This is a genomic window from Paraburkholderia sp. CI2 (assembly GCF_014201055.1).
Taxonomy (GTDB): Bacteria; Pseudomonadota; Gammaproteobacteria; order Burkholderiales; family Burkholderiaceae; genus Paraburkholderia; species Paraburkholderia tuberum.
Genome location: NZ_JACHDL010000017.1, coordinates 143,823 through 165,780, shown reverse-complemented (window position 1 = coordinate 165,780; position 21,958 = coordinate 143,823). Strand labels below are relative to the sequence as shown.

The following is a 21,958-nucleotide window of genomic DNA, read 5'->3' as shown; positions in this document are numbered from 1 at the left end:
GTCAGGCGCTCTTCAGGTTGAAGTTGCTGGTACTTTCTTTCGTGCATCGCAACACCTTATACGAAACGGTGTTGCACTTCAGATTTGAGGCCGCCCACTATAAAGCGTGTCTCGGCAAGGCCGCAGACCTTCAGAGGGCCAGTGCGGAGACCCGGGAATTTCTTGACATTGCCCAACTGAATCACAGGAAGTGGGAGGAGGACCGGAAACTAGTCAGGAATCTCATTGGCGGTCACTGGCTGTTTTTTCATCATGTACGGGACCGGAACCCTGACACCGATGGCTGGTGGGTCATCCTTGCGCTTCTCGAAGAGGTGCGCCGCGGTGCCCTGCTTGCCATTAAAGGCCCTCGCGATAGCCTGTTTCCGTCACCCTACAGCAGCACGCCCTTGAGGGATATCGCAGCGAGGGCCGGTAATCGCCCGGACGGCGAACCTGTGCTGTCTGTCCAGTATGATCCGGCCACCTTGCAAACCCGGCTGAACGCTGCGCGCGCAGCCAGGGCTGGCGATAGAGGCGCATCAACGCTGCTCGGCGACGCGCAGCCGTTTGAGTATGTGCCTGATGCGTTGAGCGGCGATGTCGTTGAACTCGCAGCGAGCACCAATAACCCACGCTATGCCGCCAAGATGCTTGGATACGATCAAAACACGTTCAGCGACATGCTTCACGCTATGAAGCAGTACAACAAATTGCGCGGCGACAACAACGTAATCTGGCATGACGATGGAGACGTGGAATTTCACGGCGTGATTATCGACAACATGCACAGCTGGGCACCCTAAAGGAATGTTATGGTAACGACCCGTCAACTTGCACATGCTTCTTTCACTATCTATCAGGACGTGGAGCGGCCCGAATTCTGGACAAACTATTTTGGCGTTGAACCGGACATGCAGAGTGTTCGGGGGCAATTCCGCACTACACCATCTGGGCGCACTAGCAAGTACCCCGCTCGAATTGGTGTATGGAGTGTGGATAGCAAGGGGCATGTTCAGAGTAATATTCTTGCGCCTCACCTTCGCTATCTTGTCGAACGCTTGGCATTGCCCCGATCAGACCTGCCCGAATTGCTCAAGCGCACTGGCGCACAGATGCGCTTCTTCTGCTATTGGGACAATGAGAGCGGCGACCGCGTGCCTGATGTGCCCGACGATATTCGCACCATGATGGAAGCCATGGGCGGCACGGTTGAGATTGATGAATATCGATAGAGCCTCGCTCGAATGCACAAGCCGATCCTCGCGAGTCGGCTTTTTTGTGCGAGCTTGTAAGGCACAGCGCAAGTGTTATGGGCCGCACTTCTGAACTAATCCTCTATGCCGCAAACATGCACGGCCCACGCTTCCATCATCGGGCGGCGCTGTTCCAAATGGTTGTCCCGCTGAGGTAGTCAGGCGACCGTCCCGCCTTTGATCGGAATGACTTCGGCCCCGGCCTTGATCCGGTCAAGGTAATCGGCCCACTCCTGCATCATCTCGCGGCGCTCGCGAATGAATTTTGTGCGGTTGAGCGCACACAAAACCGGGAACGTGCCGGAAAAGGCATCGAAGGCCCGCAACATCTCCGCGACCTTGGCGGGCTCGGTGATCGAGGCGAAATGCGTTGTCTGTGCAGGCGGTATTGCGCCAACCAGATCGCGTGCCGGATCGGTTTTGCAATAGCCCTCCTTGATCGCGAAACGGAACACGCGGCTTATTTCGCTGCGCAGACGGTGAGCCGTAAAGCGAGCGCCCCGGCTATCCACGCGTTTAAGGACCGCCAGAATCTCGGGTGCGTCAATTTCCGCGATGGGTCGCTTGCCAAGCCAGGGAAACGCGTCATTCCTGAAGCACGCAAGCGTTTTTTCATACTGCCCGCTTTCAACGGACTGGCCGCGCTCTTCCATCCAGGCGAGCGCAACGGCTTCGAATGAATTGGCAGCAGCAAGGCGGGCGGCGCGTTTCCCGGCCTTTTTGGCTTCCCCCGGATCAATGTTTTGCTGCCAGTTTTTCGCGGGCGTCGTCCCGACGCTTGCGGGCATCGGCAAGCGGCACGCCTGGATCGACGCCAAGTGCGAGGCTCTTTTCCTTTCCGGCAAAACGGTACTTGAAAATCCATCGCTTGCTGCCCGTTGGCGTGACAAGCAGCAGCAGGCCGCCACCGTCGTACAGCTTCTGCTGTTTTTCACCCGGCTTCGTGTTACGGATCGTGGCATCGGTCAGCGCCATGTTTGCGTCTCCGGTTGTCGCGCCGCTGCTGGGGGCGTTTTCCATCCGACGGGCGCTTGAATCGTGGCAACCCCCGAAACGACCCCCTGGTGGGGGTTGTAATCGCTGGTGAACCCTTGGAGACTATGGCAAACAAAAGCCCCGCTCAGCGCTAGCTGTCGGGGCTTCGTGGTGAACCGTTGAAACCGGTTGAAGAGTGTTTGGTGCCCAGGGCCGGAATCGAACCGGCACGCCTTGCGGCGGGGGATTTTGAGTCCCCTGCGTCTACCAATTTCACCACCTGGGCAGATACTGCAGCGCGCGCATCGGGAGTTCAGCGCGCAAGGAAGACGCAGATTATGGCCGAAAATCGGTAGACGGGCAAGTCGATTGCCTTCACCCGCCACAGCGCGTTCGCGGCGAGCGGTGCTCAGACCGTGCGCGAGAATCGTGTGAGCGTCTGCTCGCCAAGATAGCGGTCAAATTCCATCGCGAGATTGCGCACGAGCATGCGGCCGGCCATTCGCACTTCGAGCTTGCGTGCGCCGAGCGAGATCAGCCCGTCGTCCTCGAATGAACGCAGACGCGAGAGTTCCGGCGCGAACGTGTCGGCGAAGTGGATGCCGTACGCCGCTTCGAATTCGTCGAAGCGCAGTTCGAGGTTGCACATCAGCTGCGTGATCACGTCGCGCCGCAGACGGTCGTCGGCGGACAGGCGGATGCCGCGCGCGATCGCGAGCCGGCCCGCATCGATCGAGTCGGTGTAAGCGGGCAGCTCTCGCGCGTTCTGCGCGTACACGTCGCCGACCTTGCCGATCGACGAGGCGCCAAAACCGATCAGATCGCACTCGGCCCGCGTGCTATAGCCCTGGAAATTGCGATGCAGCGTGCGCTGCGCCTGCGCGCGAGCGAGCTCGTCGGTGGGCAGCGCGAAGTGATCCATGCCGATGTACACATAACCTGCCTCAGTCAGCCGTTCGACGACCCGTTGCAGCAGAGCCAGCCGCTCCTCGCTCGACGGCAGCGTCGCTGGATCCATCTGGCGCTGCATCTTGAAGAGCTGCGGCATGTGCGCATACGCGAACACCGACAGCCGGTCCGGCGCCAGTTCGAGCATCGTGTCGAGCGTGCGGTTGAAGCTCGCGACGGTTTGATGCGGCAGCCCGTAAATCAGATCGACGCCGATCGAATGAAAACCGTACGTGCGCGCCGCCTGCATCACCGATGCGGTCATCTCGAACGGCTGGATGCGATTGATCGCCTGCTGGACGTGCGGATCGAAGTCCTGCACGCCGAGGCTCAGCCGGTTGAAGCCGAGGCGGCGCAGAAGCGCGACCGTATCGGGCGACGCCTCGCGCGGATCGACCTCGATCGAATATTCGGCTCGATCGTCGGGCAGAAGTTTGAAGTGCTCGCGCGTCGCGGCCATCAGCTCGGCCATCTCGTCATGCGACAAAAACGTCGGCGTGCCGCCGCCCCAATGCAATTGCGACACGGGCCGCTGTGTATCGAAACACGCCGCCTGCAAGCCGATTTCGCGTTTGAGCCGCTCAAGGTACGGGCGCGCATGCGCGCGATTTCTCGTCACGACCTTGTTGCAGCCGCAGTAGAAGCACACGGTGTCGCAAAACGGAATGTGGAAGTACAGAGACAGATCGGTCGACGCGGCACCCGGGTCGGCGGCGGCGCGGTGATAGTCGGCGGTGTCGAACGATTCGCGGAACTGCGGCGTGGTCGGATAGGACGTATACCGGGGACCGTTCGCGCTGTAGCGCGCGAGCAGGTCGGGGCGGAACAGGGTGTCGGCTAGGGACATGAGCGGTGTCGGACGGTGGGCGGCTCTCGCAGCGTGCCGCGTGTCATGGTCAGTCAGCAGCTTCGAGTTTACGTGCGTGCCCACGGAACCCGATTGTGTAAAAGGGTCGCACGGACAGGCAGTGGCACAATGCGGGTCTGGCAACACGTTGCCAAGGTTTGAGTTCAGGAAAGATGACGTGGATCAAAGGTTGAACAGTGCATGGGTGGACGCTCACGCGTGCCGTCCCGATTGCGGCGCGTGCTGTACCGCGCCGTCGATTTCGAGCCCGATTCCAGGCATGCCGAACGGCAAGCCGGCGGGCGTGCGCTGCGTGCAACTCGGCGACGATCTGCGCTGCGCGATCTTCGGCCGGCCGGAGCGGCCCGCATGCTGCTCGGGTCTGCAGCCGCAACTCGAGATGTGCGGCGCGAATCGCGGCGAAGCGCTCGCGTGGCTCACGCAACTCGAGGCGCAAACACAACCGGCATCCCATCCATGACGCGCGGCATGCGGTAAACGCCGTCGCTGACCACACCCGTCAATGCAAGCCGATGTCCGCAAGGGCTTCCACAGGAGATTTCGCATGACTCGACCTGCAGCGCCGGCCCGGCGCCGCTTTCTGCGCGCTGCGCTGACCGGCTGCAGCGCGCTTGGCATCACTGTGTCGCTCGCGGCTTGCGCGAGCCCGACGTTTCCGTTCATGCCGTCGCACTACACGTTCTCGCAGAAGCAGGTGCAGGAGGCCGTGCAGCGCAAGTTCCCGTATCAGCGCACGGTGTCGCAGGTGTTCGATGTCGCGCTGAGCAATCCGGTGGTGGGCATGCTGCCCGATGCGAACCGCGTGCAGGTGAAGCTCGACGCGCGTTTCGCGAGTCCGTTCCTGCAGCAGCCGGTCGATGGCGTGTTCACGCTGTCGAGTGAACTTGCATACGACGCGGCGAGCCGTTCGGTGATCCTCAAGTCGCCGAGTGTCGACAACGTCAGCGTGAGCGGCGAGGCGCAGATGTACACGCAGCAGATCAACGCGGCCGCGGCGCTGCTCGCGACCCAATTGCTGACCAACTATCCGATCTACACGTTCAAGCCCGAGCAACTGCAATTTGCCGGCGTCAACTACGAACCCGGTACAATCACGATCCTTACAAACGGCATACGCGTGCAGATCGTCGAAAGATGACTGGCACGCGCGGCCACGTGGGCCGCGCATGCCAGTCATGACCGTGCGGGCCCATTTCGTTGCGACAACCTACCGCGATAAGGGGCACGGATGGACTGGTTACTGGCTTGCAAGGCGCTGATTCTCGGCGTGGTCGAGGGTTTGACGGAGTTCTTGCCGGTGTCGAGCACCGGGCATCTGATCGTCGTCGGCAGTCTGCTGGATTTCACCGACGAGCACGCGAAGACCTTCGATGTCGTGATCCAGCTCGGCGCGATTCTCGCCGTGTGCTGGGAGTTTCGCCGGCGCATCGGCAACGTGATCGTGGGGCTGCCGAGCCGGCCCGAGGCGCGCCGCTTCGCGCTGAACGTGATCATTGCGACGATTCCGGCAGTCGTGCTCGGCCTGCTGTTCGAGAAGTCGATCAAGGAGGTGCTGTTTTCACCGGTGCCGGTCGCGTTTGCGCTGGTCGCGGGCGGCGTCGTGATCCTGTGGGCGGAGGCGCGTCAGCGCGCGCGCGGCGACGCGGCGGTGCGGGTGCGCAGCATCGACGATCTGAGCCCGCTCGATGCGTTGAAAGTTGGTCTCGCACAGTGCTTCGCGCTGATTCCGGGGACCTCGCGCTCGGGCTCGACGATCATCGGCGGCATGCTGTTCGGCATCGAGCGCCGCGCCGCGACCGAGTTTTCATTCTTTCTCGCGATTCCGATCATCTTCGGCGCGACGGCCTATGAGCTGTACAAGGACTGGCACCTGCTCACCACCGACGCGCTCGGCAGCTTCGCGCTCGGCTTCGCGGCCGCGTTCGTCAGTGCGTTCGTCTGCATCCGCTGGCTGCTGCGCTATGTCGCGTCGCACGACTTCACGGTGTTCGCGTGGTATCGGATCGGCTTTGGCCTGCTGATCCTGCTGATCGGTTATAGCGGCGGGTTGAGCTGGGCCGAATGAGATTTGCCGTGCGATGAAAAAAGGTCCGCGTATGTGCGGACCTTTTTTCGTTGGCTTGCCGTCTCGTCGCGTTACGCGGCGCCGCGCTTGCGGAACACGAGGTCCCACACGCCGTGGCCGAGCCGCAGGCCACGCCGTTCGAACTTCGTCACCGGACGATAGTCGGGCCGCGGCGCGTAGGTGTCGGCGGTGTTTTCGAGCAGCGGATCGGCGCCGAGCACTTCGAGCATCTGTTCGGCGTAGTTCTGCCAGTCGGTCGCGCAATGCAGATACGCATCCGGCTTCAGACGCGACACGAGCAGCGCGACGAACTTTGGCTGGATCAGCCGGCGCTTGTGATGGCGCGCCTTGTGCCAAGGGTCGGGGAAAAAGATGTGCACGCCGTCGAGGCTGTCGGGCGCGATCATGTGCTGGAGCACTTCGACCGCGTCGTGCTGGATGATGCGGATGTTCGTCAGCGACTGCTCGCCGATCAGCTTCAGCAACGCGCCGACGCCGGGCTCGTGGACTTCGACGCCCAGGAAGTCGTCGTCGGGACGCTGCGCGGCGATCTCCGCGGTGGTGGCGCCCATGCCGAAGCCGATCTCCAGCACGCGCGGCGCTTCGCGGCCGAACACGCCGGTCCAGTCGGGTTGTTGTGGTGAATAGGGCACGACGAAGCGCGGGCCGAACTCATCGAGCGCGCGGCGCTGGCCGGTCGACACGCGACCCGCGCGCGTGACGAAGCTGCGGATGCGGCGGTGATGAAGCGTGTCTGCCGGCGTTGCACCCGGCGTGCCGTCGACGTCGTTCGTCTCGTTGCCGGCGGGCTGGTCGTTTGCGCTCGTGGGGGGCGGGGCGTCGTCCGGGAGACCGGAGTCGTTTGGATCGTGGATCATCGTCGATGCTGCTGCAAGGGTGAGGGCTGCGCGGCTTGCGCGCTGTGCCGGGCCGTTGCCACTACAAAAAAGCCGCCTTCAGGGAGGCGGCTCTTGCTGGATTCCGCTGAACACTCAGCGGGAAAGTGGAGCGGGCGATGGGAATCGAACCCACGGCTCTAGCTTGGGAAGCTAGGGTATTACCATTATACGACGCCCGCAGAGCGCGCTATTTTACAGGGGTTTGAGCGATTTGGGGAGTGGCGTGGTTTGGATACTGGCATCGAAAGTGGCATGTCTGCACGGCGGAGCCGTGGCATCACGACCAAGCGGCCGAGCTACGGATCGGCTCCTACTGCGTGGCAAGTACATAAGAGTTGTCGTCGGCTGACGGGGACGGGGCTATGAGAGACCATGCTGGCGGTCGCCGCATGCTTTTCTCACGTAAAATCGAGCACGTGAATTGCTCGCAGGTCGCCGGGGGCGGCAAAAACTATGGAATCTACACATCCGATCGTGCTCGTCTCCTGCGGGAACCGAAAGCTCGACGCGCCCGCGCCCGCGAAGGATTTGTATGTTTCAAAGCGTTTCCAAGAAGCGAGGAAATTCGCAGAAAATTACGGGGACAGTTGGTTCGTCGTTTCTGCTAAGCATGGCCTCACCGCTCCGGGGGAAGTGCTCACCCCTTACGACGTAGACTTGCGAACTCTTTCGAGCCATGACAGGCATGAGTGGGCAGTTAACGTGCTTTCGAAGCTGTCGGAATACGGTTTGTTGGAGCGTCAATTCATTGTGCTTGCGGGGGAGGCGTACAGCAACGCCATCCAAGGTGCATTTGAAAAACGTCACGTCTTGGCTACTTACCCCCTCCGAGATTTGCCCGAAGATAAAGAGGTAGACATCTTGGCGAGAGTAAATGGGAGTCCATTGAGGATGATCCATTACAAACGCTTCTACGATTTGTTACTGCGACTACAGAACATGTCCGGACAGATGATTCCTTTCTCCAAACTGGGGGGAAAGCAGATGTCGAAAGCGGGGGTGTACTTTTTCTTTGATCCACATGAATACACACGTTTCTACGATCACAACGGTCTTCGCGTTGTGCGAATTGGGACGCACGGGGTAAGCAAGGGCTCCAAATCGCTGCTGTGGCAGCGACTACGAACTCATCGTGGAAATGACGACGGCACGGGAAGTCACCGATCATCCATTTTCAGGCTTCATGTTGGAAATGCCATTTTGGCATCCCAAGACCGACAGATGCCGAGCTGGGGCCTTGGAGATAACGCCAGCAAGGAAACTCGTGATTCTGAGCAGCAATTGGAGATGGAGGTGTCACAATATCTCAAGGAGCTGCTCGTGGCGTATCTGCCGGTTGTGGACGCGGCGAGTGCCGACAGCGATCGGTCCTATATCGAGCGAAATGCGATTGCACTTTTGAGCGGTGGTGGAGCTATCGATGTACAGAGCATGCAGTGGCTTGGCAATTTCAGTCCGACCCGCCAAATTAAAAGTAGCGGCCTTTGGAACGTAAATTACGTTGGGGAAGGCTACGATGCAGATTTTCTGGCTGTATTCGAAGCATTAATCGAGTGTTACGAACAGGGACGTCTTTCAGACAAATCAATCGCACCTCCTAATTGGCGCTCCAACTTGCAGCGTGGCGCTGTCGGGCAACAGGAACTATTTTAGATAAACGCCGAAATGTGTCAAAACAATAATGTCCTTCGATCAAGCGCGTGTGAGAATGTTCTGCGACGATATGTGAAAGCAGTTGTTCATATGCGGCAGCAGTATGAACGCAACCGTTTTGGCTTGGTTTTTGGGGCGGGTATCGGGCTGGACCTCAGGTTTCCAAGCTGGGTTTCCTTGCTTCAGCGAATCGCAAGGCATCCGGAACTCGCCGCTGATCAATTGATTGCGGGCTCGGGAGGGAACAGCACTACACTTGCGCAGCAACTATACCAAATATATAAATCAAAGCACGAAACCGCGACATTGGCAGACGGTAAATCCCCAAAAATGCGGGAAATGGAACTGCGCGCGAAGTGGCGAAAGATTGTACGCGAGTGTCTTTACAGGGATGTGGCGAGCGATGTAGACGAGCTGGCCAACAGCGATAAATATTTGCGATCGCTGCTTCCGATAATTAAGAAAACTCCTCTAACTGTTACCTATAATTTTGACGATACGTTGCAGCGTCTATTGCTTCGGGATAGCAAACGTAATGGAGAGCGAACACGAGGATATCGGACGCTTTGGAGCGGGAATGTTCAGCTCAACGCGCGAGCTGGAGGTGTAATTTATCACCCAAACGGTTTTTTGCCGCACGAAGAACGTGAGCGCCCCAGCGATTATCTCGTCTTCGCAGAAGATTCCTTTGCCGACCAATTGATTGATAGTATGGCAGGACGATATGCCTCGCTTTCGACCCATTTCTCCCAAACTACGTGTTTGCTCGTTGGAATTTCACTTCAAGATCCGACGCTGAAACACATGCTGCGCCAGTCAGCGATTCATTTTCCAGGTCATTTTCATTATCTCGTAAGATATGTCCGTGATCCTGCTGAGCGGGATTCGGTTTGTGACGATTCCGATGCGGCTGCAAATTTTAATGTTTATAATCTGAACACGCTATTTCTTACGGCAGAGGAGATCGGTGCGCTCGCGACGTTAATAACTGCGGATAAAGATGAATTCACTGCATTCGCGCAGGAAGTGGTGCCACACTCATCTTTTCGCTTCTTTGTAGTTGGTTCGGTTGCTGCTGGCAAAAGCACGACTGTTGGCCACTTCAGGAGTATGTTGACTCAGGATGAGTGGACGGAGGAGCGTGCTCCCAACATGGAAAAAGCTCCAGAGTTGCTCGACGAAGAGCAGAAAAAAGCGATCGACGCTTGGGTAGCGGACCAAGTCAGCCAAAAAAACCTCAATCTTATCAATACTGCATCCTCGGGGATCCATGTAATAGATCGCGCTCCATTGGATGCATTTGCCTTTACCTTGGACAAGAGCGAGTGGCAAGCGAAGGCGACATTGCTGCGTAGGGCGATAGTGCCAGGATACGCCGCTAATCGAAAATTGATGCCGGGACACGTCATCTTCCTGAAGAATAATCCGGAGGTGATGGCGGAAAGAGCAATTTCGCTGCATAAGAAGACCGATGCAGAAAAGTTGCAAGCCCAGCAAAGTGAGCTACTACATGTATATGAGCGGTTAAGGCCCGCTGAAGGTGTAACTGTGGTCGACGCGTTCCAGAAGACACCGGATGAAGTCGTGAAAGAGGTTGCTCGCATAATTTTTGGTTTGGAATATGCGGAGGCCGATATGCACCAACTTCTCTTAGATATTGAGGCGAGGGGATATGATGCGTGAAGACACAGGCTCTCGGCCGTGGGTTTACATGGCCGGCCCACTTTTTAACGAAGCGGAACGTTCTTATAATGTCTATCTTAAACATCGGATCGAGGAGTTCTGTAACGTTTATCTGCCGCAGGAAGATGGGCTGCTAATAACGGATTTGTTAAAGTCCGGGATGAATGCAGAGCAAGCGTCGGCGGCGGTTTTTAAGAATGACGTCAATGCAATTCATAGATGCGATCTGTTGATCATTTTGCTCGACGGGCGAGCGGTTGATGAAGGGGCGGCAGTCGAGCTTGGGTACGCCTATTGTCTTGGGAAGCCTTGCATATCGTTGCAAACGGATTTTCGTCGGCTAGCGCCATTTGGAAATAATCCAATGATCGCTGGCGCAATTAGTCATGCGTTCCATAGCGCAGAGGATTTGGTTGGATGGCTGAAAAAATACGCCCCTTCTAATATCGACGCATGTGCGCTTCGTGGGCAATAATACGGATAAGGGAGGTTTTGGTGTTTTGGCTTCGTCAGCGAAGCGAATCTCCGAGACGCTATCGAATTGACGGTCCGTGCGATACACCGGCGTCCTTGTCGCATGCGTTGGATGCCATTAACGCACTATGACCAAGTTTTGATGTTTGAGGCGGGAATGTTGATATCGGCTGCTAAGGTTTAGCAGTCTGTAATGTTGCATTGACCCGGGAATTGCCAGGATAGTCGTCGCATGGACGATACGCAACACGACAACATCTTCCCGTATCTCACGACCAATCAGGTTCACGAGCTTGTCGCTGCACTCCGCGACGTTTTCGGAAGCAACCTCTCTCGGGCGCAGTTTGCCGACAGGCTGCTGATGTTTCTTGAGGATGTCATATTCAAGTAGCAAGTGCGAGATTCGAGCATGTGGAGGAGTTGTTACCGATTCGATCCTCGGGCAGAATAGGGCGGTTTGGTAGCGCCCTCTGGCATCTCTGCGGGTTGCGCTGCACGTTACCAATCGGCCCTCTGGCGCACAGGCGAGCGATCGCGTGAGCGTGACCGGCGGAATCAGGGGCGGGTCCGAATCGCAAGATGCGGTCCGCAACGAGGATGCCGAAGGGGCGATCGGGTCGCCTTCTGTCCCTAGATCTGTTGGGAAGGCGATTACGAAACGTGCGGGGCACCCCCGAGGCAGGGAGGCGGGCGCGCCAGCAACGTCGCGGCGAAGCTCTTCGAAAAACCGCCCCCGTTGCGCCTGGAGGAAGCTGGCCTGCGCGGCTTTGGCCGCCATCGCCGTCGCAACCGGAGTCAAACCCAGCGTAATGGAAGTGAAAATGAGAAGCGTTTACATCTCGGCGGCCGCTTCGGTCGAAGTGCGGCTCCCTCTGGCATCTCTGCGGGTTGCGCTGCACGTTACCAATCGGCAACCTGCGCACAGGCGAGCGATCGCGTGAGCGTGACCGGCGGAATCAGGGGCGGGTCCGAATCGCAAGATGCGGTCCGCAACGAGGATGCCGAAGGGGCTTTCAGCCGCTGGTCTGGGGATGCTGTTCAACGCCAGCGAAGCACCTGAGATATGGGAAAGAACGCGTATTCTTCCGCTTTGTCACCCGAGGCCCTGCGGGATGCATGGGCGAATCTGTTTAAAAAAGCGTCTCCCCGTTCGCGGAATAGTACTGGCGTCGATGACATCTCAATCAACGATTATCGCGCCGACGAGAAAGCCCGATTGAATCGCTTGTTCCGTGACTTGCACCGCAAGAGCTTCCAATTTTCCGACCTTCGCCCGCATCTGATTCCCAAGTCAGCAGACAAGTACCGTTTGATTTGCGTTCCGACTGTCCAGGATCGGATTGTGCAGCGCGCGCTTCTCGATTTTCTTTCCAGCCGGTATGCCGACCGGCTGGCGAATAAGGTGAGCTACGGCTTTGTGAAGGAGCGGGGTGTAAAAAAGGCTGTGAAGGATGCATGCAATCTACGTGCCAAGCACGGATGGGTCTACAAGACTGATATCGCATCCTTTTTCGACAAAATCGATCGGGCGCTGCTACAACGGGCGTTGAAATCCGCCATCCGCGAACGATCGTTACACGCCTTACTCGGACAAGCCATTGTTTGCGAGATCGCTCCCGTAAAAGGTAGTGCAGCTACGCGGATTCATCGACTCGGCATTAAGCGAGGTGAAGGCGTGCGGCAAGGGATGCCGCTGTCGCCATTCTTTTCCAATATCATGCTGGGCGGCTTCGATCGGACAATCGAACAGCGCGGTTTCCCTGCGGTTCGTTACGCAGACGATCTGATTTTTTTCGCATCTTCTCGCGACGAATGCGAAGACTTGGCGCAGTTTTGTTCGGAGCACCTGATGCAACTCGGGCTAACGGTGCCACCGATTGAGCCCGGATCAAAGTCGGTAATCTACGAGCCCGACCAACCTGCGGAATTCCTCGGGGTGAGCCTCGTTCGGCACCACTCGTCGTATCGCGTTGAACTCACGTCGGAGCAAATCGCTGCTATCCGTGATGAGCTACTCAAGCTGGGTTCGGTGCCGGAACTCGTTTCGCGAAAAATAACGTTACCGAAGTTGGGCCAAGTTCTGTCGCTGCGGCGGAACGGATACTTGGCGGCGTACGACGTATGCCACAACGTTGCAGATCTTGAGCGCGAACTGGGAAAGATCGAACAGCGAGTATTGCGAAGAATTTACAGCGATGGGATTGGGGTCAATCTCGCCAAGCTGTCAGGCGCAGCTCGCACGTTCCTCGGCCTTGAATAATGTGACCGTTGCCGCTTGCGGTTGCCGGCCATACGTAGCGCCACGTCCGCGGCTTCCGACTTGATGTGCTGGGGTGAAAACTGGCGTCGCCGTCAAACCCGCATGACACGTGTTTTTCAGTGGTGCCTGCTGGAAAACCACTTCCAAAACCCGCATGAATAGTGGGTTTGCTCAAGCCGTTGCAGCTTGGGAAGCTAGGGTATTACCATTATACGACGCCCGCAGAACTCGCAATTTAACAGGCTTTTGGGCCGTTTGGGCAGCGGTATGGCTCGCGCGCACGAGCAGCCGACCCGTCCTTTCGCTTCTGAGGTTCGAACGGCGCGAGCCTTCAGACTGTGTCTGCGCCTGCCGTTAATCCGAATACTGCCCAACACCGTGCGCTTGCGCACCCCGCAAGCCGGCACGAACCCGGCGCTTCCCATCCCGATCAAGAGATTTTCCCAAGATGCAGTGGCTTTCCGATCTGAAACTGAGCCAGAAGCTTGTCGGCTCGTTGATGCTGTGCGCGTTCGTAACGGCCATCGTCGGCACGGTCGGTGTGCTTAAGGTGCGCGAAGTCGCGACGATGCAAACCGAAATGTACGACCGCGAATTCGTGCCTGTGCGCGACGACGGCACCGCCGCGTGGCAGGCCGCTTCGCACTTCCGGCGCCTCTATTCGTACATCCTGAATCCGGAGCCGGCAGGCCGCGCCGATACGGTGCGCCTGAATCACGGCGGTGAAGCGGCGATCCTGTCGGCATTCGACTACGAGCGCAAGCATGCGACCACCGACGCGCAGAAGCAATTGCTGAGCGACTTCGACGCCGCCTATCCGGCCTATATGAGTTCGGTCGCGAAGGTGATGGCGCTGGCCGATCAGGGCGATCAGACCGGCGCGCTCGCCGAGCTCAAATCGACCACCGACCCGCTGCACGTCAAGCTGCGCACGCTGATGATCAAGCTGTCCGACGTGCGGGATGAGTTGGCCAGGCAGCGTGTCGCGAACGGCGTCGAGATGGTTCGCTCGGTGACGTGGTGGATCGCGAGCTGCGCGGTCGTCGGCGTCGCGGTTGCGATCGGCCTGGGGCTGCTGGTGACGCGCGCGGTCGTGCGGCAGATCGGCGGCGAACCGGCCGAAGTCGCGAAGGTCGTCGAGCAGATCGCGGGCGGCGACTTGAGCCAGCGACTGCACACCGGCGCCGCCGACGACGGCGGTATCTTGCGCGCGGTCGCGCACATGCAGGAGCGTCTCGCGGCGACGATCGGTTCGATTCGCGAAAGCGCCGAGTCGGTCAGCATCGCTTCGCAGCAGATCGCGAGCGGCAACATCGATCTGTCCGCTCGCACCGAAGAGCAGGCCACTTCGCTCGAACAGACCGCGGCGAGCATGTCGGAATTGACGCAGACCGTCACCCGCAACAGCGACAACGCGCGCAACGCGAGCGCGCTCGCGACTGAGGCTGCACAGGTCGCCAACACCGGCAATACTGCCGTCGAGGGCATGGTGCGCACCATCGGTGATATCAGCGGCAGTTCGACGAAAATCTCGGAGATCACCGGCGTGATCGAGGGCATTGCGTTCCAAACCAATATTCTCGCGTTGAACGCGGCGGTCGAGGCCGCGCGCGCGGGCGAGCAGGGGCGCGGTTTCGCGGTGGTCGCGAGCGAGGTGCGCAACCTCGCGCAGCGCTCGGCGAGCGCGGCCAAGGAGATCAAGGAGATGATCACGACGTCGGTCGCGATCATCGAAGGCGGCACGCAGCAGGCAGCCGAAGTCAGCACGACAATGGCGGATATCAAGGCCGCGATTCATCGCGTGTCGGATATCGTCAGCGAGATCGCAACGGCCTCCGAAGAGCAGAACCGCAGCATTCACCAGGTCGGTCAGGCTGTCACGCAGATGGACGAGACCACGCAGCGGAACGCGGCGCTCGTCGAACAGGCCGCGGCGGCCGCGCAATCGTTCGAGACGCAGGCGCGCAAGATGAAGCAGACGGTGTCGGTGTTCCGGACGGGGGAGAGCCGCGGTTTCGCGGCAGCCGTGTAGAAGCCGCGCCGACTCAAGCGGCCGCCGCGCGTCAGCCCAACTTTCCCGCGCAATCAGCTCAGATCACAAAATAAGTCAGCTGAACCGCCGCGCGCGTGACGACCATCTGCAGCACCTGCACGATCACGAACAGCAGGATCGGCGACAGATCGATACCGCCGAATTTCGGCAGCACGCGACGCAACGGATTCAGAAACGGCGCGGTCAGCTGATACAGAATCGGCATCGCAGGCGAACGCGGATTGAGCCACGACAGCAGCGCCATCAGGATCGTCATCCAGATGATCAGATTGAGCGCCCACTTGATCGCGGTGAGCACCGCGACGATCAGCAGCGTCGGCACGAGCGTCAGCGGATCCGCGCCCGTCAGCACGATCATCAGGACGACGTAGATGATCGCGGCGATCAGCGTTGCGACCACGCTCGCCCAGTCGATGTTGCGCGTGCTCGGCAGGATGCGCCGCAGCGGCAGCACGATCCAGTTGGTCGCCTGCAGCACGGCGTTCGAGACCGGGTTGTACGGCGGCAGGCGCACAACCTGCAGCCACGCGCGCAACAGCAGCGCGGCGCCAAACAGCGTGAAAACGGTATTGAGCAGAAAACGGGCGATATCGCCAAACATCTCGTGTCCTTATGCTTCTGATGACGGCCGCCGACCGGCCGCGGGCTGCCGGCGTCGCCCGATCGGTGCGTGCCGGCGGTTTTCTGGAATTACCCGGTTAGCCAACCGGAGGTTCGACGTCATTGCGCGCCGCCTCCCGATGGCTGTCTGTCCGGCATCACACGGAAATCCGGACGTCGCTGATCAGGATTGTGCCGTTGCCGCCGTCGGTGTAGTTCGGGATATCCGCTAATAATTGCTCGGACGCGGGCTTGAACACTTTATAGAAGTCGTCCGCGCTATCGAACAGGAAGTGTCCCGCGGCCACGTAAGGCGGTGGCGTGCCGGGCGGCCCGGCGTTCAGGCCCGCGTCGACCGACCAGCCTTTCAGCGCCGGCCCGAACAGCTTCGCCGCGAACGGCATATGGGTCGCGCAGTAGTAGTCCATGTCGAAGCGGCCGTTTTCCCGGTACGGGTAGAGGATGCTGACCTTGATCATTGTGCTTTCTCGTCTGTTGGTCCCGAAGCGCGGCGCGGGTCGTCGCGTGGTTCGCCCGGCGTGCCGGACGTCACATTATCACGGCTTACTTGACCCTTGCACCTGCCGCGGCCTGATTCAGCGAGCGGCCCAGCGATTCTTCCACAGCTTCGGAGATCGCTTCAATCGTCGCGGCCGGCGTTGCGCGACGTCGGGCGAGGTTGACCGCGCGGCGCGTCAGCAGACCATACAGCGCGGCATGGTCGCCGCCGAAGCCTTCGAGCAGCGCGAGCTGCTTCTCGACGACACCCGTGTCGCCGCGCGATACCGGCCCCGCGAGCGCGTTCGGCAGGCCTTTGTCGCGCGCGGTTTCGATCGTGCCGGCGAGCATCGGCAGCAGCGCGCGCAGCGCGTCGTCTTCGGCGAAGCCGAGCGTGCGCCACAACGCCACGCATTCGGCGAGGCTGCAGAGCGCGAAGCTCGCCGCGTAGTGCGCGGCGGCGTGATACAGCATGCGGCCGCCCGGCGGAATCGACAGCGGATGGCAGCGCAGCGCGAGCGCGAGCGCGGTCAGCGTCTCCTTCAGTTCGCCGTGGGCTTCGATCGTCACCGAGCAGCCGACGATACGCTCGAGATCGGCGAGCTCGCCGCTAAATAGATACAACGGATGAAAGCCGCCGATCGCCGCGCCCTGATCGCGCGCTGGCGCGAGCAGTTCGACCGGCGAGGCGCCGCTGCAGTGCACGAGCGCTTTGCCGGGGTGGCTTGCCGCATCGCCTCCAAAGCGGAGTATGTGCGCTGTCGTACCGATGCTGTCGTCAGGAACGGCTAAAAAAACGATATCGGCGGCGTCGACGGCCTGTTGCGGGTCGTCAGTGGCCGCGCAGTGTGCGATCTGGGCGGCGAGCCGGCGAGCGGAATCGGCCGAGCGGCTCGCCACCGCGGTGACCGGATAGCCGGCGCGCGCAAAGGCGAGCGCGAGACAACGCGCGAGCCGCCCCGCGCCGATGAAGCCGACGCGCGGCAAGGAAGACTGGGACATGGTCACCTGCTCCAGACGGATCGTGTGAATGGGAAAGCAGCAGTATCTCGCATCCGGCGAAGCGCGGCCGCGATCCGGCCCCTTGCACGGTTCGACAGCGGTCGTCGGATAAGTTTGCGGGCGATATGGCGCCAACGGTCGGTCATCGGGTGGCGTGACGCCCGCGGATGTGAAAACTGCTCACAATCGTACATGACAGGAACAGTGGTCGATGAGCCGGTTTGGCAGTCGTATTTTCCGTACTTCGTTCGCAGTAAGAAATTCGGGAGGGTCGAGATGAGTATTTTTTCTTACCGAAAGCACTTGCGGTTCCTGACGCGCGCCCAGCGCCGTCGCTGGTGGGATCAGAAGAAGCGCCTTACGCCGCGCGTGCGGATCAGCGGCGCATACGTGCCGCCCAACGTGTCCCGCGAATTCGTGTATGTGAAGGTCGGCTAGTCGCGCGGTCTTCGCAGATGAGAAAATGCCCGGCCTCGAGCAATTGAGCCGGGCATTTTTTGTTGGGAATTTTCTTCCGGCTGTCAGGATTGAAGCGAATTTGTAATTAAAGATTACCGATGCGCGAACTCAAACCCCTGCGCTCGATCAGACCTGTGACGCGCGGCCCGTCGCCCGCGTGCAACCCCTTGATTCCCGGCTGATTTCGCTTTGGTCGCGGCGGCGCGTAGGCGCGCTCGCGCCGCGCTCGGCAAAACGCTTCGGCTCGCCCTTGCAATTTGCAACAAATGTGAACATTTCGGCCGGGGCTTTTTAGATACATTGATTTCACAGCATGCGAGGCATGCGCAGTCGGCGACCTTGGCAGGCCGCGCTAGGAGAATAGAAGTGAAAAAGATCGTTCCGTTTGTCGTTGCAGCCGCACTCGGCTTGGGACTTACCGGCGCCGCTGAGGCAGGTGTTTCCGTCGGTATCGGCCTTGGGGTGCCGATCGCGCCGGCCTATCCGGTCTATGCGGCGCCGCCGCCTGTCTATTACGCCCCGCCGCCGCCTCCGCCGGTGTACGCGCCGCCGGTTGTGTTCGCACCGGCTCCGGTGGTGGTCGGAGGCTATTACGCCTATGGCCGCCCTTACTATCGTGGCTACCGTGGCTACTATCGCGGTTACGGGCACTCGTACTATCGTCATTAAGAAGTGCGGGCGCGCTTGACGCGCGTGGGAACGTCGACGGCGTAACGCCGGCTTGTGCCGGGTTACGTCGTTTCTTTTTGTGTCGCTGGTTTTTGCTTTCCGCAGCGTTCCTGGCTGGTGTCGCGCGCTCGCGCGAGCGCCGTTCCAAAGCATCGAGGAAGCTGGGAGAATGGCTGCTTCGCCACCGCTCCAGGAGAGTTTCGCCGATGCAAGCGCTTCCCGCTCCCACCTTCGATGACGTCCTCGACGCCGCCGCGCGTCTCGAAGGCGTCGCGCACCGCACCCCCGTTCTGACATCGAGCACGTTCGACGAGCGCACTGGCGCGTCGGTGTTCTTCAAGTGCGAAAACTTCCAGCGCATGGGCGCGTTCAAGTTCCGCGGCGCGTACAACGCGATTTCGCATTTCGACGCGGAGCAGCGCAAGGCGGGCGTGCTGACCTATTCGTCGGGCAATCACGCGCAGGCGATCGCGCTGTCGGCGCGCCTCGCCGGCATTCACGCGACGATCGTGATGCCGCACGACGCACCCGAGGCCAAGGTCGCCGCGACCAAAGGCTACGGCGGCGAAGTGATCACCTACGACCGCTACAAGGAAAATCGCGAGGAAATCGGCCGCCGGCTCGCCGAAGAGCGCGGCATGACGCTGATCCCGCCGTACGATCATCCGCACGTGATCGCCGGCCAGGGCACCGCGGTCAAAGAACTGATCGACGAAACCGGCCCGCTCGACATGTTGTTCGTGTGCCTTGGCGGCGGCGGGTTGATCAGCGGCAGCGCATTGTCGGCGGCCGCGCTGAGCCCGGCCTGCACGGTGATCGGCATCGAGCCCGAGGCGGGCAACGACGGCCAGCAGTCGCTCGCACGCGGCGAGATCGTTCATATCGACGCGCCGCGCACGATTGCCGATGGCGCCGCCTCGACCCATCTGGGCCACTACACGTTCGCGGTCATCCGCCAGCTGGTCGCGCGAATCGAAACGGTCAGCGATGTGCAACTGATCGAGACGATGCGCTTTTTCGCGCAGCGCATGAAGATTGTCGTCGAACCGACTGGTTGTCTCGCGGCGGCGGCGGTGCTGAACGGCGTCGTGCCGGTGAAGGGCAAGCGCGTCGGCGTGGTGGTGAGCGGTGGCAATGTCGATCTGCCGAAGCTCGCGCAGTACCTCGCATGAGCGGCTCACGTCGAGTCGCATGAAGAAAAACGGCTCGCCGATGCGAGCCGTTTTTTTGTTCGCGAGCCGCTTCAGCTTGCCACTTGCGCGGTGCTCTGCACGATCAGATCGCGATACCCGTTGACGATCACGCTGTACGAGAAATAGGCGAACAGCAGCGCCGACAGAACGTGACACGCGCGCAGCAGACCGGCGCCCGCGCGCTTGCGTCCCTGGCTGCCGAGCCCGCAGATGAAAAGCGTCCAGCACAGGCCGCCCAGAAAGAATCCGCCGAGGAAGATCAGCGCGGTTGTCGGGCTCGTTGCGCCGGCCTTCGCGATCAGCGCGCCGCCGACCGCCGCGAACCACAGGATCGCCGACGGCGACGACACCGCGAGCAGCACGCCGCGCAGAAACCCGCGCCATGCCGACTGATGCGGCGCAGCCGCGTCGCCTTCGCCGGCAACAGCTTGCGCCGTGGCCGGGAACATCGCTTCACGCGCCATCTTCCAGGTGAGAAACAGGAGGATCGCCGCGCCGCCGATCCATACGACCCAGCGCACCGATTCGAACTGCAGCAGCGCGGCCATGCCCGCGAGCGCGAGCGTCGCGTAAATGAGATCGCCGACGCACGAGCCGAGGCCGAGCCAGAAGCCCGGCCGAAAGCCGTGCGACAGCGTCAGCGAAATGATCGCGACGTTGACGAGACCGATATCGAGGCACAGCGACAAGGACAGAAAAAAGCCGTCCGACATCATTGAAAAAGCGTGCATCCGCGCGAGCGCTCCATCCGTTATTGATTGTGTTGTCCCGCGCGCGTTACAGGCCGAGGCCCAACTCGTTCCACAAGCTATCGATACGCTGTTTGACTGCGTCGTCCATCACGATCGGGCGGCCCCATTCGCGGTCGGTTTCGCCCGGCCACTTGTTGGTTGCGTCGAGCCCCATCTTCGAGCCGAGGCCGGCTACCGGCGACGCGAAATCGAGATAGTCGATCGGCGTGCGGTCGACGAGCACCGTGTCGCGCGTCGGGTCCACTCGCGTGGTGATCGCCCAGATCACTTCCTTCCAGTCCCGGATATTGACGTCCTCATCGACGACGACGATGAACTTCGTATACATGAACTGCCGCAGGAAGCTCCACACGCCGAACATCACGCGTTTCGCGTGGCCGGGGTAGCTCTTCTTCATTTGCACGATCGCCATGCGGTAACTGCAGCCTTCGGGCGGCAGATAGAAGTCCGTGATCTCGGTGAACTGCTTCTGCAGCAGCGGTACGAACACTTCGTTCAGCGCGACGCCGAGCACCGCCGGCTCGTCGGGCGGTCTGCCGGTGTAGGTGGAGTGATAGATCGCGTCGCGGCGCATCGTGATGCGCTCGACCGTGAAGACCGGGAACCACTCCTGTTCGTTGTAGTAGCCGGTGTGATCGCCATACGGGCCTTCGAGCGCGTGTTCGTACGTGGCCGACGCACCCTTCGACGGACGCGGCGGTGCGCCGGCCGGGGCGGGCGAGGGTGCGCCTTCCTGCGGATAGATGAAGCCCTCGAGCACGATCTCGGCGCGCGCGGGGACCTGCAGACCGTCGACGCCCGGTGTGACGCATTTCGCGAGCTCGGTGCGCCCGCCGCGCAGCAGGCCGGCGAACTGGTATTCGGACAGCGTGTCGGGTACCGGCGTGACCGCGCCGAGAATCGTCGCCGGGTCCGCACCGAGCACGACGGCCACCGGATACGGCTTGCCGGGATTTTTAAGCGCGAACTCACGAAAATCGAGCGCGCCGCCGCGATGCGCCAGCCAGCGCATGATCAGCTTGTTACGCCCGATCAGTTGCTGGCGATAGATACCCAGGTTTTGTCGACTCTTGTTCGGCCCTTTCGTGACGGTCAGACCCCAGGTGATCAACGGCCCGGCATCGCCGGGCCAGCAGGTCTGAATGGGCAATCTGGCAAGGTCGACGTCATTGCCTTCCCAAACGATTTCCTGGCAGGGCGGTGCGTTGACCGTCTTCGGCGCCATGTCCCACACGGCCTTCGCTAGCGACAGCAGCTTGCCGGCGTCCTTGAGCCCTTTCGGCGGCTCGGGTTCCTTCAACGCGGAGAGTAGCCGACCGACATCGCGCAGCGATTCGAGCGCCGCCTCGTCGCCCGCGCCCGCTTCGGCGTCGATGCCCATGCCAAGCGCGACGCGGCGCGGCGTGCCGAACAGATTGCCGAGCACCGGGAACGCGTGCCGCTCGGTGTTCTCGAACAATAGAGCCGGGCCGCCCGCGCGGAGCACACGGTCGCAAAGTTCGGTCATTTCGAGATTCGGCGACACTTTTTGCGAAATTCGGCGCAATTCACCGATCGCCTCGAGGCGGCCGATGAAATCGCGTAAGTCTTTGTATTTCATCTGTGACGGTTCAGGGCCGCATGCACGGCGCATAGGACGGGGAGGGCAGGAGGAACGGCGTTGGTACCTATC

21 protein-coding genes, 2 tRNA genes and 1 pseudogene are annotated in these 21,958 nt (G+C 60.5%); 14 read left to right on the top strand and 10 right to left on the bottom strand.

Annotation, left to right across the window (positions count from 1 at the left end):
- The first annotated feature begins 41 nt into the window (after nt 1–41).
- Both HDG32_RS36615 and HDG32_RS23020 read left to right on the top strand, forming a co-directional pair.
- Nucleotides 42–785 (top strand): hypothetical protein, encoded by a 744-nt coding sequence (locus tag HDG32_RS36615; RefSeq protein ID WP_311540335.1) that lies wholly within the window; start codon nt 42–44, stop codon nt 783–785.
- Nucleotides 786–794: 9 nt separating this feature from the next.
- Nucleotides 795–1,214, top strand: a complete 420-nt coding sequence (locus tag HDG32_RS23020; protein WP_184070918.1) for a DUF4279 domain-containing protein — start codon at nt 795–797, stop codon at nt 1,212–1,214.
- A gap of 239 nt (nt 1,215–1,453) precedes the next feature.
- On the opposite strand, the pseudogene HDG32_RS23015 reads toward HDG32_RS23020, so the two are convergent.
- From HDG32_RS23015 to hemN, 3 genes and pseudogenes are all read right to left on the bottom strand, one after another.
- Nucleotides 1,454–2,210 (bottom strand): annotated as a pseudogene (locus HDG32_RS23015) (tyrosine-type recombinase/integrase); the annotation flags it as partial.
- 201 nt (nt 2,211–2,411) lie between these two features.
- A tRNA-Leu gene (locus HDG32_RS23010) sits at nt 2,412–2,496 on the bottom strand.
- 123 nt (nt 2,497–2,619) lie between these two features.
- Nucleotides 2,620–4,005, bottom strand: coding sequence for an oxygen-independent coproporphyrinogen III oxidase (gene hemN / locus HDG32_RS23005; RefSeq protein ID WP_184070916.1), 1,386 nt, complete (start codon nt 4,003–4,005; stop codon nt 2,620–2,622).
- A gap of 178 nt (nt 4,006–4,183) precedes the next feature.
- Between hemN and HDG32_RS23000 the strand changes: the two genes are divergently transcribed.
- From HDG32_RS23000 to HDG32_RS22990, 3 genes are all read left to right on the top strand, one after another.
- The gene (locus tag HDG32_RS23000) at nt 4,184–4,486 is read left to right on the top strand and encodes a YkgJ family cysteine cluster protein (RefSeq protein WP_184070914.1); all 303 of its coding nucleotides are present in this window, start codon (nt 4,184–4,186) and stop codon (nt 4,484–4,486) included.
- 84 nt (nt 4,487–4,570) lie between these two features.
- Entirely contained in the window at nt 4,571–5,164 is a 594-nt protein-coding gene (locus HDG32_RS22995; protein WP_184058121.1) for a DUF1439 domain-containing protein, read from the top strand.
- Nucleotides 5,165–5,254: 90 nt separating this feature from the next.
- Nucleotides 5,255–6,091: an undecaprenyl-diphosphate phosphatase gene (locus HDG32_RS22990; protein WP_184070912.1), complete on the top strand. Its 837-nt coding sequence runs from the start codon at nt 5,255–5,257 to the stop codon at nt 6,089–6,091.
- Nucleotides 6,092–6,162: 71 nt separating this feature from the next.
- On the opposite strand, the gene trmB is transcribed toward HDG32_RS22990, so the two are convergent.
- Nucleotides 6,163–6,969 carry a tRNA (guanosine(46)-N7)-methyltransferase TrmB gene (gene trmB, locus HDG32_RS22985; protein ID WP_184070909.1) on the bottom strand — a complete coding sequence of 269 codons (807 nt, stop codon included), beginning with the start codon at nt 6,967–6,969 and terminating at the stop codon, nt 6,163–6,165.
- A 126-nt stretch (nt 6,970–7,095) separates the two neighbouring features.
- Nucleotides 7,096–7,169 (bottom strand) — tRNA-Gly (locus tag HDG32_RS22980).
- A 274-nt stretch (nt 7,170–7,443) separates the two neighbouring features.
- Here HDG32_RS22980 and HDG32_RS22975 point away from each other — a divergent pair.
- The 6 genes from HDG32_RS22975 to HDG32_RS22950 all read left to right on the top strand — a co-directional run bounded on the left by HDG32_RS22975 (nt 7,444) and on the right by HDG32_RS22950 (nt 15,092).
- A complete protein-coding gene (locus HDG32_RS22975; RefSeq protein WP_184070907.1) occupies nt 7,444–8,643 on the top strand; it encodes a DUF6884 domain-containing protein in 1,200 nt (399 codons plus the stop codon).
- 72 nt (nt 8,644–8,715) lie between these two features.
- Nucleotides 8,716–10,326, top strand: a complete 1,611-nt coding sequence (locus HDG32_RS22970; protein ID WP_184070905.1) for an SIR2 family protein — start codon at nt 8,716–8,718, stop codon at nt 10,324–10,326.
- Complete coding sequence (locus HDG32_RS22965) at nt 10,316–10,801, top strand: nucleoside 2-deoxyribosyltransferase (protein WP_184070903.1); 486 nt, start codon at nt 10,316–10,318, stop codon at nt 10,799–10,801. Before HDG32_RS22970 ends, HDG32_RS22965 begins: the two co-directional genes overlap by 11 nt.
- A gap of 231 nt (nt 10,802–11,032) precedes the next feature.
- Nucleotides 11,033–11,191, top strand: a complete 159-nt coding sequence (locus tag HDG32_RS22960; protein ID WP_184070901.1) for a hypothetical protein — start codon at nt 11,033–11,035, stop codon at nt 11,189–11,191.
- 672 nt (nt 11,192–11,863) lie between these two features.
- Nucleotides 11,864–13,060: a reverse transcriptase domain-containing protein gene (locus tag HDG32_RS22955; protein ID WP_184070899.1), complete on the top strand. Its 1,197-nt coding sequence runs from the start codon at nt 11,864–11,866 to the stop codon at nt 13,058–13,060.
- Nucleotides 13,061–13,508: 448 nt separating this feature from the next.
- A complete protein-coding gene (locus HDG32_RS22950; RefSeq protein WP_184070897.1) occupies nt 13,509–15,092 on the top strand; it encodes a methyl-accepting chemotaxis protein in 1,584 nt (527 codons plus the stop codon).
- A 58-nt stretch (nt 15,093–15,150) separates the two neighbouring features.
- On the opposite strand, the gene HDG32_RS22945 is transcribed toward HDG32_RS22950, so the two are convergent.
- From HDG32_RS22945 to HDG32_RS22935, 3 genes are all read right to left on the bottom strand, one after another.
- Nucleotides 15,151–15,714, bottom strand: a complete 564-nt coding sequence (locus tag HDG32_RS22945) for a YggT family protein (RefSeq protein ID WP_018421532.1) — start codon at nt 15,712–15,714, stop codon at nt 15,151–15,153.
- Between the two features lie 157 nt (nt 15,715–15,871).
- The gene (locus tag HDG32_RS22940) at nt 15,872–16,192 is read right to left on the bottom strand and encodes an EthD family reductase (protein WP_184070895.1); all 321 of its coding nucleotides are present in this window, start codon (nt 16,190–16,192) and stop codon (nt 15,872–15,874) included.
- An 85-nt stretch (nt 16,193–16,277) separates the two neighbouring features.
- Nucleotides 16,278–17,213, bottom strand: coding sequence for a Rossmann-like and DUF2520 domain-containing protein (locus HDG32_RS22935; protein WP_184070893.1), 936 nt, complete (start codon nt 17,211–17,213; stop codon nt 16,278–16,280).
- A 276-nt stretch (nt 17,214–17,489) separates the two neighbouring features.
- On the opposite strand from HDG32_RS22935, the gene HDG32_RS22930 reads away from it, so the two are divergent.
- From HDG32_RS22930 to HDG32_RS22920, 3 genes are all read left to right on the top strand, one after another.
- Entirely contained in the window at nt 17,490–17,651 is a 162-nt protein-coding gene (locus HDG32_RS22930; RefSeq protein ID WP_167368604.1) for a hypothetical protein, read from the top strand.
- Between the two features lie 387 nt (nt 17,652–18,038).
- Nucleotides 18,039–18,341 carry a hypothetical protein gene (locus tag HDG32_RS22925; protein ID WP_184070891.1) on the top strand — a complete coding sequence of 101 codons (303 nt, stop codon included), beginning with the start codon at nt 18,039–18,041 and terminating at the stop codon, nt 18,339–18,341.
- A gap of 206 nt (nt 18,342–18,547) precedes the next feature.
- Entirely contained in the window at nt 18,548–19,513 is a 966-nt protein-coding gene (locus HDG32_RS22920) for a threo-3-hydroxy-L-aspartate ammonia-lyase (protein ID WP_184070889.1), read from the top strand.
- A gap of 71 nt (nt 19,514–19,584) precedes the next feature.
- Here HDG32_RS22920 and HDG32_RS22915 read toward each other — a convergent pair whose 3' ends face one another.
- Complete coding sequence (locus tag HDG32_RS22915) at nt 19,585–20,265, bottom strand: LysE family translocator (protein ID WP_184023233.1); 681 nt, start codon at nt 20,263–20,265, stop codon at nt 19,585–19,587.
- A 46-nt stretch (nt 20,266–20,311) separates the two neighbouring features.
- Nucleotides 20,312–21,886, bottom strand: a complete 1,575-nt coding sequence (locus HDG32_RS22910; RefSeq protein WP_184070887.1) for a UbiD family decarboxylase — start codon at nt 21,884–21,886, stop codon at nt 20,312–20,314.
- Between the last annotated feature and the right edge of the window lie 72 nt (nt 21,887–21,958).

Bases quoted from the DNA above. Each gene is read 5' to 3' on its own strand.
- HDG32_RS23020 (WP_184070918.1), top strand. From the start codon at position 795: ATGGTAACGACCCGTCAACTTGCACATGCTTCTTTCACTATCTATCAG.
- hemN (WP_184070916.1), bottom strand. From the start codon at position 4,005: ATGTCCCTAGCCGACACCCTGTTCCGCCCCGACCTGCTCGCGCGCTAC.
- HDG32_RS22995 (WP_184058121.1), top strand. From the start codon at position 4,571: ATGACTCGACCTGCAGCGCCGGCCCGGCGCCGCTTTCTGCGCGCTGCG.
- HDG32_RS22990 (WP_184070912.1), top strand. From the start codon at position 5,255: ATGGACTGGTTACTGGCTTGCAAGGCGCTGATTCTCGGCGTGGTCGAG.
- trmB (WP_184070909.1), bottom strand. From the start codon at position 6,969: ATGATCCACGATCCAAACGACTCCGGTCTCCCGGACGACGCCCCGCCC.
- HDG32_RS22975 (WP_184070907.1), top strand. From the start codon at position 7,444: ATGGAATCTACACATCCGATCGTGCTCGTCTCCTGCGGGAACCGAAAG.
- HDG32_RS22965 (WP_184070903.1), top strand. From the start codon at position 10,316: ATGATGCGTGAAGACACAGGCTCTCGGCCGTGGGTTTACATGGCCGGC.
- HDG32_RS22960 (WP_184070901.1), top strand. From the start codon at position 11,033: ATGGACGATACGCAACACGACAACATCTTCCCGTATCTCACGACCAAT.
- HDG32_RS22955 (WP_184070899.1), top strand. From the start codon at position 11,864: ATGGGAAAGAACGCGTATTCTTCCGCTTTGTCACCCGAGGCCCTGCGG.
- HDG32_RS22950 (WP_184070897.1), top strand. From the start codon at position 13,509: ATGCAGTGGCTTTCCGATCTGAAACTGAGCCAGAAGCTTGTCGGCTCG.
- HDG32_RS22945 (WP_018421532.1), bottom strand. From the start codon at position 15,714: ATGTTTGGCGATATCGCCCGTTTTCTGCTCAATACCGTTTTCACGCTG.
- HDG32_RS22940 (WP_184070895.1), bottom strand. From the start codon at position 16,192: ATGATCAAGGTCAGCATCCTCTACCCGTACCGGGAAAACGGCCGCTTC.
- HDG32_RS22935 (WP_184070893.1), bottom strand. From the start codon at position 17,213: ATGTCCCAGTCTTCCTTGCCGCGCGTCGGCTTCATCGGCGCGGGGCGG.
- HDG32_RS22930 (WP_167368604.1), top strand. From the start codon at position 17,490: ATGAGTATTTTTTCTTACCGAAAGCACTTGCGGTTCCTGACGCGCGCC.
- HDG32_RS22920 (WP_184070889.1), top strand. From the start codon at position 18,548: ATGCAAGCGCTTCCCGCTCCCACCTTCGATGACGTCCTCGACGCCGCC.
- HDG32_RS22915 (WP_184023233.1), bottom strand. From the start codon at position 20,265: ATGCACGCTTTTTCAATGATGTCGGACGGCTTTTTTCTGTCCTTGTCG.
- HDG32_RS22910 (WP_184070887.1), bottom strand. From the start codon at position 21,886: ATGAAATACAAAGACTTACGCGATTTCATCGGCCGCCTCGAGGCGATC.